The sequence below is a fragment of the Emticicia aquatica genome (assembly GCF_923079645.1).
GTDB classification, from domain to species: Bacteria; Bacteroidota; Bacteroidia; order Cytophagales; family Spirosomataceae; genus Emticicia; species Emticicia aquatica.
In genome coordinates, this window is record NZ_CAKLPY010000005.1 from 1 (window position 1) to 14,491 (window position 14,491).

General features: G+C 36.7%; 12 protein-coding genes. All 12 read right to left on the reverse strand.

What is annotated here, in order from left to right:
• A partial coding sequence (locus tag MJQ71_RS18815; protein ID WP_238808482.1) for a hypothetical protein occupies window positions 1–733 on the reverse strand: 733 nt, incomplete at its 3' end.
• Between the two features lie 44 nt (window positions 734–777).
• On the reverse strand, window positions 778–2,430 hold the full coding sequence (locus MJQ71_RS18820; RefSeq protein ID WP_238808483.1) for a hypothetical protein: 1,653 nt from the start codon (window positions 2,428–2,430) through the stop codon (window positions 778–780).
• Between the two features lie 109 nt (window positions 2,431–2,539).
• Window positions 2,540–3,298, reverse strand: a complete 759-nt coding sequence (locus MJQ71_RS18825) for a tetratricopeptide repeat protein (RefSeq protein WP_238808484.1) — start codon at window positions 3,296–3,298, stop codon at window positions 2,540–2,542.
• Window positions 3,299–3,331: 33 nt separating this feature from the next.
• Window positions 3,332–4,582 carry a phage tail-like protein gene (locus MJQ71_RS18830; RefSeq protein WP_238808485.1) on the reverse strand — a complete coding sequence of 417 codons (1,251 nt, stop codon included), beginning with the start codon at window positions 4,580–4,582 and terminating at the stop codon, window positions 3,332–3,334.
• A 55-nt stretch (window positions 4,583–4,637) separates the two neighbouring features.
• Window positions 4,638–5,195 carry a hypothetical protein gene (locus MJQ71_RS18835; RefSeq protein ID WP_238808486.1) on the reverse strand — a complete coding sequence of 186 codons (558 nt, stop codon included), beginning with the start codon at window positions 5,193–5,195 and terminating at the stop codon, window positions 4,638–4,640.
• An 18-nt stretch (window positions 5,196–5,213) separates the two neighbouring features.
• Entirely contained in the window at window positions 5,214–5,999 is a 786-nt protein-coding gene (locus MJQ71_RS18840; RefSeq protein ID WP_238808487.1) for a hypothetical protein, read from the reverse strand.
• A 36-nt stretch (window positions 6,000–6,035) separates the two neighbouring features.
• The gene (locus MJQ71_RS18845; protein ID WP_238808488.1) at window positions 6,036–6,902 is read right to left on the reverse strand and encodes a phage tail-like protein; all 867 of its coding nucleotides are present in this window, start codon (window positions 6,900–6,902) and stop codon (window positions 6,036–6,038) included.
• Between the two features lie 87 nt (window positions 6,903–6,989).
• The gene (locus MJQ71_RS18850) at window positions 6,990–10,838 is read right to left on the reverse strand and encodes a beta strand repeat-containing protein (RefSeq protein WP_238808489.1); all 3,849 of its coding nucleotides are present in this window, start codon (window positions 10,836–10,838) and stop codon (window positions 6,990–6,992) included.
• Window positions 10,839–11,580: 742 nt separating this feature from the next.
• Window positions 11,581–12,111: an STM3941 family protein gene (locus MJQ71_RS18855; protein WP_238808490.1), complete on the reverse strand. Its 531-nt coding sequence runs from the start codon at window positions 12,109–12,111 to the stop codon at window positions 11,581–11,583.
• Window positions 12,112–12,170: 59 nt separating this feature from the next.
• The gene (locus tag MJQ71_RS18860; protein WP_238808491.1) at window positions 12,171–12,953 is read right to left on the reverse strand and encodes a hypothetical protein; all 783 of its coding nucleotides are present in this window, start codon (window positions 12,951–12,953) and stop codon (window positions 12,171–12,173) included.
• 105 nt (window positions 12,954–13,058) lie between these two features.
• On the reverse strand, window positions 13,059–13,550 hold the full coding sequence (locus MJQ71_RS18865) for a hypothetical protein (RefSeq protein ID WP_238808492.1): 492 nt from the start codon (window positions 13,548–13,550) through the stop codon (window positions 13,059–13,061).
• A gap of 54 nt (window positions 13,551–13,604) precedes the next feature.
• Window positions 13,605–14,291, reverse strand: coding sequence for a response regulator transcription factor (locus tag MJQ71_RS18870; RefSeq protein WP_238808493.1), 687 nt, complete (start codon window positions 14,289–14,291; stop codon window positions 13,605–13,607).
• Window positions 14,292–14,491 lie beyond the last annotated feature (200 nt).

Sequence of the window (14,491 nt, forward strand, 5' to 3'; positions counted from 1 at the left end):
CTGTGCTACTCGCCAAAGCTGTTCCTGTCAATCCTGCATTTGTGTACCATGCTAATGTTCCTGTTGAGCATGTTGCACTTAAAGTTGTACTACTTCCCGAACAGATGGTAGCTGGACTTGCGGTTGCTGCAGTTGGGGCTGTTGGAATAGCTGAAACCATATTATATGTTCCAACAAAATGATTTGTTCCAATGCCACCTGCGTAGCCATCTACACCATAATAAGAACCAATATTCAGCGTACCATCACCTGCTGTTTGACCTGCAGATGGTAAAATATCCAAATTTCCCGAACAGATTCCCGTCGCACTAAAACTAAATAATTCAACCTCAACACCAGATATATATGTTATTGACGTAAAGTCTCCTGATGGGGCAAACACAAAGAAATCTTTGCCTGTTGGCGTTCCTGTAGCTTGATCAGCAACTGTTACACCAGCTGCTAATGCGGTAGTCACTAACGACCACGTTGATGCAGGAGTTACAGATGTAACAGTACCCATCGTTACAAGCCCCGCAGGAGCTGTAATCGTAATAGTTGAGCTACCATCCGTTTGATTTGCATTCGTTCCAGTTGGTGTAGAAGTTGGTTTTAGATAAACGTGATATTTATTATCTAAACTTTTATATTGTAAAGATAGCGTAATCGGCCCTTGTGCAAAGGAAAAAGCCGTACTTATAAACAACAACAGCCAGGTATAGGATGCTATTTTAAAATAGTTTAATTGTTTCATGTTAGAAATTTTATTTTTCGTTTAAAAAATTGAAATAGCCTTCACTAAGGCAGTTGTTGTTTGATTATATAAATTTTAAGACTTGATGTATTGAGTGGATGGTTTTTTACAATATTCAACACAAAATCGCTATCGGCATTTGTACCATTTGCAATGTACTTACCATCCATATTTGTGTCACTGAGCAAGTATCCTTGTGCCGTAGCAAAAGCATTAGAACGACTACTATTACCGCTGGCATTGATAACTTCGCTTAATATTTTGCTTCTATCGCTGCTACTTCCTTGTGCAATTACTCTTGCATTCGGTACAGTACTGCCATTGACATCACTCTCTAAATTGGCATTCCCTGCCCAGAGATAATTTTTCCCTGAAATAGTGATTTGGGCATTCGTACCATAAGTGACAGTTGTAGGTAAAGTAAAATCAATAGCCGCAGGTGTGCCTGTTCCGCTCAATGCAACCGTTGATGCGGTCATTATACCCAAATGATTGCGATGCCTGACTGAAACATAATAACTTGCATCTGAAGCAGGAATACTCAAAACTGAAATCCCATCGGTATCCACAATATCTCCGTCTCGTTGAATAAATGCTGCTTGGCGAGCAATAATTGCAGTTGCGTTTGATGCCGAACGCAATTCAACCAATACCCAATCAACAATTGCGTCGTTTCCTATTGTCGAAAAATTAGCCGTAACGGTATTTGCCGTAACTCCCGAAAATCCTAATAATGTATATGGTTCGATTGACGTTGGTAATAAGTTGGAATTTCCTGTATTAATTCCTGAGCGTAAATCATCTCTTAATAAACCATCCACATTGGCTAAAATTGGCGAAGAAACGCCTGTGCCCGCTCCTTGTAAATATGCTTTTACATTTATTTTTACGAACGAATTAAGCGTACTTGCAAGCGTAAATGCTTTATAATTACCTGGAATAATTGGGAAATTACTGGTAATTGAACCCGACGTAAGCGTACTATTACCTCCTAAAAATGACGTAATGTCGATTGTTGATGGAATAACTACCCACTGATTTAGTGTAACATCCCAACCAACAATAGAGAGTTTGGATAAAACGCCACCAGTAAGTGATGAAACAGCACTATTGGCATCGTAGCTTAATGAAATTTTTGTACTTGCAGTTCCGTCAATATCCCAATATTCAACATTGTTAACAGTCGCTATATTTGCTGCTTTTGAGACTGTAGAAAATGGAGCTCCACTCGGTAAGACCGTATGATTGCCTCCTGCTAAACTTGTGGTAATAGCTACACTTGGGTCAGCTGCAAAATAACTTGCCGTCGTCAAATCGGTGATGTTAGTCATTCCTCCAATTTTTATTGGTCGATATTTGGCATTATCTCCAATCGGAAATATAAATGCTCCAGTAGCATATTTTCGCACATAACCATCTACAAAACCGTTATTTGACGCATTAATCCAAGATGAGCCATCAACAAAGCTAATTACACCATAGGGCAAAGTTCTTTCAGTACCGATAATTCCTGCCGTAAATGCACCACCACCATTTTGAAAATCGTGATTGCCAAAAATTGCCATTTCATCGCCTGAGCCAACAAACGTACCACCAAAACTTGCCGATTGTCCATAACCCTTGCTGCACAATCCTACAAAAAGTAAGATTATGAAGTAAGTGACATGACGCTTTTGACGAAAAGTAAAATTTCCCATGTTTGACATTAATTGTTTTCAAAGCAAGTTTTGATAGTTATTTGCTTAAAAAATATTCAAATAGTTGTATTTATTAGTATCGGGCATTGCTAGTAATTCAAAACAAAACTTATTTTTTAATATCTGCTTCAGCTTTAGTTGTATCTTCTTTTGGTGCTTTTAAAGCATCAATTGAGGCCGTTGCTAATTCAAAAGTTTTATCAGACTCTAATGCTTTTTCAAAAGATTTAATCGCTTTTTCATTATTCTTAGCCAAATTATATGCAAGCCCTTGAACATAGTAAATGAATGATTTAACAGTTACTTCTTGTGTGCTCTGGCGGTCTTTTTTGGGAACTGCTATTTTCTCAGAATCTTTTATATCTTGCTTCAATAACTCTCCAATGGTTAATTCACATTCTGCTAGGCGTTGTAAACCAAGTTGCAACTGTATTAACTCAAGCCCATATCTGTATTTTTTGGTATTTAAATAGAGTTTTTGATACATTTCTGCTGCTAAACTATTTATTTGCAGCTGACGTAATGCGGTAGCTTTTAATACTTGAAGTGATTCCTTTTCAGGGCTTTCTGTCAATAAAATACTAGCTAAATTATTACATTGGCCGTAGTAGCCTGCATTCAAGTAAGCTTCTGCAAGTGTATCTGCATAAGTTTTATATTTAACTGGCTCAGAAACAATCAAGTAATTTAAACTACTTATCACAGTGCCTACATCTCCATACATTTTTGCTTGTTTATATACCGCCAAATGTGGATTTTCCTTTATCATGGTTTTAGGTTTTGTTTTTACCATTTGTGCCATTAATAAATTACTCGTCAAAAAAATAATAGTGATTAAACTCAAATTTGTTCTTGTAATGTTTTTCATAAGGTTTTTCAATAGATTGTTGTTTTTTTATTTTTATTGTATTCTGTACCAGTTTGTGCCATTACTAACTACCGTAATTGCTCCTTCAACAGCAGACAAACTATATACAGCAGGTGTTGTTGAATTGTAAGCAATAATTGATGTAACCGAAATAGCCACAGTACCAGTATTCCGAATCATATATATTCGCCCAGAACAAGTACTCGCAGTAGGTAAAGTGACGTTCGTACTTGAAAGAATTACTGAATTTGCTGTTGTTGCTCCTGTTGTTACGGCTATAGTACCATTCACATGTAAAATACTGGTTGGCCCAGGAGATTGAACAGTTGAAGTAGAGACAATATTTGTTGGATTAGTATTTATTCCAACCTGCCCCGTTGACGTAATCTTCATACGCTCTAAAAAATTATTAACAGCTGATGTCGTGCGGAAGACCAAATCAATAGCATTTGCTCCTTGATTAACAGCGGCTAATTCTACCCCTCTTTCATTTATTGCATTGGTTGGTGAAAGCCTTATAGCTGCACCAGTACCAGAAGTTACTGCTGAACCTGCATTTACTTGAAGGTTCAAAAGTACCGTTTCTACACCTTCTGCTCCTCCATTGATATGAAGAAGATTTGTGGGAGTTTCCGTACCAATACCAACCTTACCATCTGATTGAACTCGAAACTTTTCGTTGGTTGAGTTCATCACCTGAATTATCGGTTTGGTTGATGGAGTTACTTCATTAGATTGAATCTCAAGTCCATCAGATGGCATATAAATTCGATTATTTGCAGTGTTATTTCCTGCGGCGAAGGTCATCCCCGATGCCGTAGTTGATGGTTTCAAAATGAAATTGAACCCATTCTCTTCGATAGTTGTATGTTTTGTTAGTGAACCGCCTAATTCTATATTTTCTACATCCTTTATAAGACCATTACTCGCAAATATCTCTTCATTTCTGTTCCACTTCATACCATCTGAATAATATATACCTGCTGTCACATTATTAGGTGATGTTCCTGCCGTAGCTGTATTGTACACAGTCATTCCAGCAGGGGCAGCAGCAGCAAAACTTGCTCCTACCAATGGCGATTGCGACGTTTTACTCGTAAGTGCAACCTTTGGCAGTAATAACCCTTGAATACCCGTACCCAAATCAAGTACCGCACTCGGTGTTTTTGTTCCAAAAGTAGTACCCGTTCCGAGTTTTATTCCAACTTGAGCGAAGCTGCTAAAGCCCCCAAATTGAAACAAAAAAACGACCAGAATGAGTAAGTAAAATTTATTTGCTTTCATACGTTTAAAAAGAAAATTCTAATTCACAACAAGTTTTTTTAAGAATATACTTCGACTACTTTAATCTATACCAATTTTTCCCATCACTATAAATCATCATCGTACCTTCTTTAGGTGTTAGGCTAATATTCTTCGCCGTGTCTTCGCCAAAATCAATTACTCCCAAAATTGAAAGTTTATTTATTTTGCTTGTATTTCTAATATAATAATACCGACCAGCTTCTTGAATCGCATTTGGTGGCATAAAATCACCTTCATCCAACAATAACACTGCATTGATAAGGCCTGGATTGGTGTTGGTATTCGAGAAACTTAATTTTTCGGACTTCGATATTACCCAACCAATGCCATCAAAAACATACACTCCTACCCCAATTGACGGATATGATAATGTTCCAGTTGTTGACGGGTTTGTATTATATATTACCATCCCTCTCTCTGGCCCTAAACTCAGTAATTGTGCTGTGGTTGATGGCAAAGAAAACGTACGTATCTTTATCGCCTGCGTTTCATCTTGAGTCAATATCTCCTTATTTTTCGCTTGCCCAAAAGCACTCAACAAAGCCGAAAAATGTAAAATGATTAACATGGCTATTCTTATATTTTGGCTCATTTTTCCTATAAAGTTTTATTAGTTTTGATTTATTACTCGCCAATCAGTACCATCGCTTTGAACAATAAATGTTCTTGGGTAATTCAGCGTAGAAATGCTTGTAGAAGCCGTTAATCTAATGGCTGGACTAATGGTGAGTATATTCGTTGACTCATCTATTTTACCAATCTTGAATACCTTTGCTGTATTGGCTGATGCCGATGGTAATGTGAGCGTTGAAGCCGCAGCAATATCAAACAGCACGGTATCATCATAATTTGATAATGAATAATCTGTCGTTTTGATTAAAATAGACGGAGAAATATTACCCAATTTCAAATCTAAGATATTTGCCATGTGGCTCAATAAGCAGCTTTGTACTTTTACTGGCATATTAAATACCCATTGAGGTAAAAGTAAATTAGGTGTCGGGTCAAAAACCAACCCTGTGAGTCCTGTACTTGGAGCTGTTACCTCTGTTGACAATGCTCCAACTGGTTTTACATTTATGTTTAGTGTGCCTCCAAGATTTGAGCTATTAAATTGAGTTATCTGATACATCTTACATGCACCATCAATCAACATCATACCTGCGGTTACACTACTACCTCCAAATTTTCCACTGGGGTCACTGTATGTTCCTACGACTGTATATACTGCAGAAGTTGTATTAATTGTACCGCTTGAAAGTGTAGATGATGTAACCGCAAGTGTTGCTGCTAATCTAACTTGTGTTGCATCTCTGGACGAAGATGTAGCTCTTTGAGAATAGGTTGTTATGCTTAATCCAAAGCATAACAAAAACATGAAAATTATATTTTTCATTTTTATTTATTTTTGTTAAATAGATTAAACAGTCAATTAAAAATTCATCAGAACAATCCACTTATTACCTAATGTATTTGGATCCATTAACTGAATCCTAACAGTATAATTATTACCTGATGGCGTACCCGCAAGCGTATATTGGCGAGGATAACCTGTACCATACGTATCCAAATACAAAGGTGTGCCTCCATCTAAAAATACCTGAATTTGTGGTAAAATCGTGGTTGCATAGTTTGTAGCTATGGCTGTATTTGCAAATTGATACTTAATATTCAAAAAATTACTAGCTCCTGTTAATCCATAACTTGAGGTTGTACCAGCATTAGCTGATAAATCATATAGTCTAACTGAGAGCAATTCTACGCCATTAGGAACTGAAAAAGTTACTAACTGATTATTGACATCTACAGCCATCGTTACGCCTAAGCCTGTGGCTTTAATCATTGCTCCCGCCCCAGTTGAACTCCCAACCGAATAAGTAGCAATTCCAGATGCAGCATCGCTCCAACTTAACCCTGTGGCAGTTCTTGACAAAATTTGCCCCGAAGTTCCTCCTGTTGGAAGCCCACCATATACCCAACCAGTTCCATCGAAATAGTATATTCCTGCTCCGTTTGCTGGATATGTAGCACTTCCCGAAATACCTGCATTGGTATTATAAACAGTCATTCCCACAACGGCCGTTTTGGTTGTGCTTGACCCCATCTCTGCCGAAACTGTACTCCCCAACGATAATCTTGGGAGTAGCATTCCTCGATTGGTGCTTTCCATTTCTAGTATGGCTGATGGCGAAAGTGTTGTTGGGTTATTACCTATTTTTACTTGTGCCATAGTAACCGAACCACACACTACCACGAAAGCGAAGGATAATAACCCTTTATGAAATATATCTATCTTCATGATTTTCTAAAAATTTTAAATTAGCCCTGCCATACTAGCAGGGCTTTGAAAAAACAGCTTTACCAAAAACTATATCAAAAACGCAGATTAATCAATTACCCACCAATTGTTTCCATCACTTTGGATTCTGATTGTCTTTACATAATTTAAAGAATTGATGATTGCAGTTTGAGTTACTTTTAAAAATGATGGTGTCCAAGTAGTTAAAGCCGCCGCTGAATTTGTCACAAATGAAACGGCATTTGATGTCTCATCTACTTTACGAATAACATATACACGACCCGCACATGATGCAGGATAAGGGATTCTGACAACTGTACCAAACGTAGAAGATTGATTAGCTGCATTTACAAATAATGTATGATGTTCAGCTGTAAGCTCAAAAATGCTTCCATTAGGTGTACTAGGTGTAACTACCTCTGCTGTATTTGTTGTAGCGGTTGCGAAGTAGTTTGTAGACAATGATAATGAACCATTTACATCCAATGTTGATTTTGGTGCAGGCTTTGTTGAAGTGCCATATGACCCTATTGAAACAAAGCCGTTTGGCAATAATGCTATTTGGTTTGCATTTGTTGTTCCACTTCCACTCTGCAACTCTAAAGTATCAAGAGAATTGAGTCGAACATTTGAATTAGAGTAACCCCTATCAATGTTTAATGAACTGAAAGAACTTAAAATGTTTACAGACTCACTTCCCGGATTGAGATTAGCTTGGAATACTCTCCCCGTTGAACCAGTAATTCCAAATGGTTTATCATGTAATGAATATAAATCCAAAGCTGAGGTTAATGTTGTACCTCTTTGTAAAAAAGCAAAAGGACGGTCAGTACCAAAATGAATCAAAGTATCATTAGCTAATCCACTACCTTGAATATGTAATTTAGCTCGAGGAGCAGACGTACCGATACCGACATCACCATTTGCCGAAATTCTCATTCTTTCAGGGAAATTTACCGTAGATGTAGAACCTAAAGGAACAGTGTTAAATGCTATACCCGTACCTTGATTCGTTGAAGTGAAGTTTTCCTCAGCAACGGCACTCATACTCATTACTGAAGTCGAAAATCCTGCTGTAGTAGATCCAGCAACTCTATAAGAGCCAATAACCTCTCCAAGTAATGATGCAGTTCCAGCTGCTCTGGCACTTCTAATACGTATATTACCCCCAGAATTTGCTGGACCTGCTCCAATATGGTCAACCTCAAAAGAAAAATCTGGACCGCTTGATGTTACACTTAACTTTGCACCTGATGTAGTCGTAGTTGCACCTACTACTGTCTTCGACTGGATTGCAGTAAGACCAGTAGTACCAGTAAATGTTAAATTATTTGCTCCCATCGCAACAGTTCTACTACCAGTCAAAGCACCATCTGCATTGTAAATGTTCGTTGAAGCTGGTAAAGGCTGCCATGTTGGAGCCGTTGTCGGACCAGTTGAAATAAGTGCTTGACCTGAAGTGCTACCAGTTCCGATTAATGCTGATGCGGGAATGGCAGGTAAGTCCGCTAAAGCTAATGCACGAAATGTTGGCATAGCAGCAGCAGTTCCAGAAGATGGGCCAGCCCAAACCAAATTAGGTGATTGAGTAGCCAAACCTAAAGTCAAATTCCCTGACGATGTAATCGCAGCACCTGTTGTAAAAATATTTGGTACAGACAAGCCAACTGAAGCTACCGTACCAGTTGGAATCGCTTGTGTACTCAAATCACCAGAGGCATTAGCTACCACCATACGTGAGCCTGTACCAGCTAAATTATTAACCGTTATTAAGCCATTAGATGCAATTCTCATTCTTTCTGCAGCACCACCCGAGCCATCATAAGTACCAAAAGATAATGCCGTTTTTACGCTAACGGCATCTGTTTGTACAGCACTAATTCTAGCAGTATACCCATAACCACCAAGAGATCCTTGCGTTCTGAAACCAATTGAGGCTTCATTACCCACCTTAGTAGTAGAGTCATTCATTATTGTCAGTGAAGGTATAGCATTACTACCCGTTACGGCTGCTAATCTTCCAGCATGAGTTAAGGAAGGAGCGGCGATCGTACCCACAATTGTTTTACCAGTACCACTAAAAATTAGGTTATTTGTTGCTTGGCTCACTGTTCTTGAACCAGTCAATGTACCATCAGTTGTATAAATATTTTGTGAGTTGGCAGCCGATGGTGTAACCCATGTAGGAGTAGTACCTACAACCTGTAGCACCTGTTTATCTGTACCAGTAACCAATTTTGTAACAGGTAGCGTACCACCAATATTTGCTAAACTAAGGTTTCCCTCATTTACATCTACAGTGAATGCTTTTAAAGCAGCACCTAAAGGTGTTCCACCCAAAGCTACTTTGGGAGAACCCGCCGTTACGTCTGCTCCGCCTGTGATGCTTGATGCAGTAGGTGCGGTCATTGATAATGCACCCGACGCTGATACTGCTAAACCATTACCAGCAGTTACTGATGAGACAGGTGAAACGCTACTTGCGGCACGGTACACCAATCGCCCAGTATTACTAATCACCAAAATTGAATCGTTGAGGGCAAGCGTAGCACTTTCTGCTGTTTTGGCTTGTATGCCCGTCAATGATAACGTATTGGTAGCGGTAGTACCGATGGTGGTAGGGATGAGTAAATTACCGCCTAATGTTACCTTGCCACCCAATTCGCTTACACCATTTTCTGCAGTTACTCCTGCTCCAACCAAAGAAGTAATTGATGCTCTTTTAATGACCCCACCACCTGCACTCAAATATACAAGTACTGAGTCATTAACAGTTGGCGTAATAGCTTGTAAACCAACCAATTTCAAAGGGTTAGTTTCCACAACACTCAATTTGCTGGTTGGGTTAGTAGTTCCAATACCAACGTTGCCTGTACCTGTAAACGACAAATTGAATGTTGATTGTGCAACGGTTGTAGCTTTACTTAATGTACCACCTAATTGTACCACACCCCCTGATTCGTTTAAACCATTTGATGCAGTTACTCCTGCTCCAACCAAAGAACTAACTAATGCCTTTTTAATAACACCACCCGCACCCGAAAATACCAACACGGAGTCAGTCGTTAATGGCGTAATGGTTTGTAAACCTTCCAATTTTAATGGGTTTGTACCAACCACATGAAGTTTATTCGAAGGGTTAATTGTACCTAAACCAAATCTTCCTGACATAAACCTACCCGCTTCATTATAGTTTGTTGAATCTGTATAATTACCAAAAGCAATTACACCTGTACCAGAAAAAAGTCGTAATGCCGTTTGATTTCCAGATTGTCCAAAGCTTACTTGCTCCATACCATAAACAGCACCTGTTGAAACACCAAAACTTGAGAATATACCTCTACGACTATCTTGGGGCATTCCAAAACCACCGAGTGGTGCATTTAATTTACCAGCACCAGTATAATTCATGTTGAATGCAGCAGTTGTTGCAATAAAAGTATTTTCTGTTAAAGCCCCACCTAACTTAATTGCATTTGTATTTCTTGTCAATCCATTAGAAAATCCTAGGACGTTTTCTTTACCGTTGAATGTATTAAAATTTGCACTGCTCAACAAACCTGTAACTGTACCTGAAGCTGTTGGTAATGTAACTGTGCCATCTACCCCATTCACGGTTGAAGTTAGTGTAGAACCCGAAAATCCTAAACTATTGGTAGTAGCCGCAGCTCCCGCTTGAATCAGATTCCATTTTGCATTTTGCCAAACGTAGTATCCAGCAGGTAAGCCTGATGCACCAATAGCATAAACTATCATACCATCAACTGCTGCTGTGCCTACCGGGCCTAAAGAATAGGTTGTAGCACTGGGCAAATTGACTCTTGGCCCCAAGAAACCTTTTTTAGCACCTGCTACATCCGAAGAACCTAACTCCAATACAGCCGATTGCTCGAGCGTACCGGGGCTTGTCCCTATTTTTTGCTGTGCTTGAGCCATTTGTGTCCCTGCTATGAGCACTGCAATAAACAGGAGGCATTTGTAAAACTGTTTTTTCATTTTTTCCATTTTACTTTTTTTAGAAATTATTTATTTTGATCCCTTGCACTTTTTTACTTGTAAAACGGCATTCAAAATCTGGTTAAAGACAAAACCAGAAGTTGAATTTGATGCCGCTCTTTGAATCCACACTCAAAATCTTAAAAATTGAGTAAGCTAATGAGCTTACCCAATCTGTTTTTCCTTCTAATCAAACTTTACACAATACTTAGACTATGAAATTAATACCACGGATATTCGACCACTAACATGTTTATGTTACATCAATAGATATTTTTGATAAAATCTTTGCTTTTTTGCCAAAAAACTCAAAAAATGCATCTTTAATACCGCTCAATCATAATACTTTTACCATGTTTCAGTATAATAGGTGCAAGTTTATAGCCGTGCCAAACGGCATACTAACATATATATGTTAGTGAAAAAGTTATTTATGAAGTATTTTTAGGCGAGAGTCGTTTGAGGGATAAATTTAAAAAAGGGATATTTCTTAAAAAGTGGCCAATAAAGCACTCAGAATAGCTATTGAAGTGTACTTATGCTCAAATATATAGTACTTTCGTTGCTACCATAATCAATGCTGTTAATTAGTCATAAATTTGATTTTTTTGAGGTAAAATCATCAAAAACTAACCTTTTAAAAATTAAAAACTAAATTTAATTCATTTGGCATAATTTTTGATCAAAATTCTTCTCTCCTTAATTCTTCAAGCTTTGTTTCAATAAAAATTCTCAAACTTTTATGATTACAATTGAGTATTTTCACTGGTATTTCAATCACATCAATACCGAGCATATCATTTCTCAACTTTCTCGATAAATCACTGTTAAGGTTATTATTTCCCTTATTACTATTTTTTACAATCAGGCAAATACTTATGTGTTTTTTATCGTCAAGTTCTTTGATATTAAGTATATCTTGCCAAAAAACGAAGCCTTTGTTATGGAACGAAAAGTCGAATTTTAGACCTTCTTTTGAAATAATGATAGCAGGCGTTCTAGAAGAAAGGCGTTTTAAAATCATTAAAACACCAAAACCGAAGCATAAATCATATATAAAAGCAATACTATCGTAGTCTCTGTAGTATAAATTTGGTTCAACCCTAATAGTAAAGACGATAAACTTTAGTATCCAAGCGAAAGAAACAATTGAAAGCAGCAAAACTAATGTGGATTTTCTGCGGTAGATTAATAAATCTTTGGTGTCATTCATTTCGATAATTGGGTAAATAATTGTCTTCTAGCATTATCTTAGCCCGTTATCGTTTCTTTTTATTCTCGTGCAAGAACTAATCGTTTACTAATAAGCGTTTTTTTTACTTTCACACGCACGATTAAGTTTTGGCTCGGAATATCATCAGGAACTCTGAATACACGAGCAATGATATTTTTGTTGGTTGTAATCGTATTGATGATGGTTGTTCCTCTTTCTGTAACGACCAGCAGCGACACTTCATCATTTTCTTCAACACCTTTTAAAAAGATATTAAAATTGTTTTTCACAATTGTTGGGTTTAATACTAACTCAACGTCTTGTGCGGTATCAATATAATTTTTCTTAGAATTATTCGAGTCAAAATAATTAAACTTATACAAATGGTTTCCATCTTCATCTATCAATAAGTTTGAAAAGTCAATACTTTTCATGCCTAGTTCTGATGCTTTTGGGTCTTCTTTATTTTCAAATAATCGTACTTCATCGATTAATACTTTTTTATTCAAGCTAAATTCAAATAATAAAGTCTCTTCATTTGCGATAAAATCATACTTTCCATCAACTAACCACAATCCAATATAATCTCTTTTACAATCAACTTCGGGCGAAGAAGCTTTTGATTTTTCGACCCAATTGCCATTGGAAACATTATGTATAGTCAATTTATCATTTGAAGCAATGGTTGGTAAAACTATTGAAATTTGAGCGGATGAAAATCGAAATTTGGATTGCGTAAAATTTGTTTTTGCATAAACACCAAAAGAGTTTTTTGACGGATTATTCTTAATAGTTAAACAAATATTTTGCTGGCCAACGGTTTCAAAACTTGAGAATTTCATACATAAAAAGACACAAAAAATCCTCAAAAATTTATTGATGGTGTTTGATTTCAGTAGCATACTGTTTTTTCTGTTGTGGGGTGGTTTGTATAAATTAAAAAAACTTTATTCTACTTTAACTTCTATCATTTCATTCATTTCTTTTCTGAAATTATTGATAAGTAAATATTGTTTTTTAAGAAGAAACCAGTCTTGTGGAGACGACATCTGACTAAGATTTAGTAATACTATTTCGTAGTCAATAAATATACAGTAAATATCTCTACGCTGTCGGGGAGATAATTTTAGCAGACATTTTTTGTCTTCGTTACTTATTACAGATTGTGTGCTCTGCTGTAAAATACATTCTTTCAATCCTTTCAACTCCCTAAGATTCAACTCTGTGATTCTTAATAATCGGTTTTCTGGGTAAATTCCTTTTTTTTCGAGTTCGCTTATAAAAAAGTCAATTAAATAAAACAACCCGTTTATAAACTCAAAAGAAACGTATTTAACAAATTTATTTTGTGGATTTCTTAGGGATAAATGGCTTTGACCTGGTCTTCTTTGTTGTGTAAAAAGCAAATTTGTCCAAAACCTTAATATTGTTTGCAACATAACTCAACTTACTTGTTTATGCATTTTACTAAATAGTTTATTTCAAAACCATCTTTATTTAAGTATTTTCAAGCGGTCTTTTTCATTTTCTATGACTAAATCTCTTGTATCAAAATATCTTTTGGCGGCTTGAACACTATTTTTCACTTGCATTTTGCGATAAATACTTTTGATGTGCGTACGTACGCTATTCGTAGCGATACCTAGTTTTTCACCAATTTCGTCATATTCATAACCATCAGCGAGCAGTTTTAATACTTCCAATTCTCTAGGTGTAAGCGATTCTATCCCTTCATCTATTACAACACTTTCTGACCTAAAATATTGACTTAATTTATGGGCCATTCTGTTCGAAATCTTGATTGACCCATTGATAAAATCCATCAATTCTTTCTCGATATCTTGCACACTACTAGATTTCAGTAGATAGCCGCAAGCACCTAATCTTAAAGCTTTTAATAAAATATCAGCATCCTCATAAGAAGTGTAGATGACAATCTTGGTATTAGGCGATAACTCTCTTATTTTAGAGATGCTATTTAGGCTGCTCACACCAAACAGATTTACATCCAAAACCAACAAATCTAGCAGTAAACCACTTTCCAGATTAGCTATTAATGGCTCGGTTTTAATAAATGTTTTTACACAAACCAATTCTTTTTCAATATGAAAGTGTTCTTTAAATCGTTGTCTTACAAAGTCACTATCATCGACCACTGCCAGTTGAAAAAACTTTTTCATATTTCGTATTTTATAGTGTTTGTAAATTATTGGTTTATTAACTGTTTTATGCAAAGTTATGTTTTAATGTGCAACCAATTCTTAATCTTTCTACCAACTGTTTTTAAATGTTTTTTTTTGTTCAATCTTAGCCTGTGAATGGTTGCTTTCATCATAAAAAAAGAGTTTAGAGGGAAAGAGAAAGTAGTTATTTACTACTT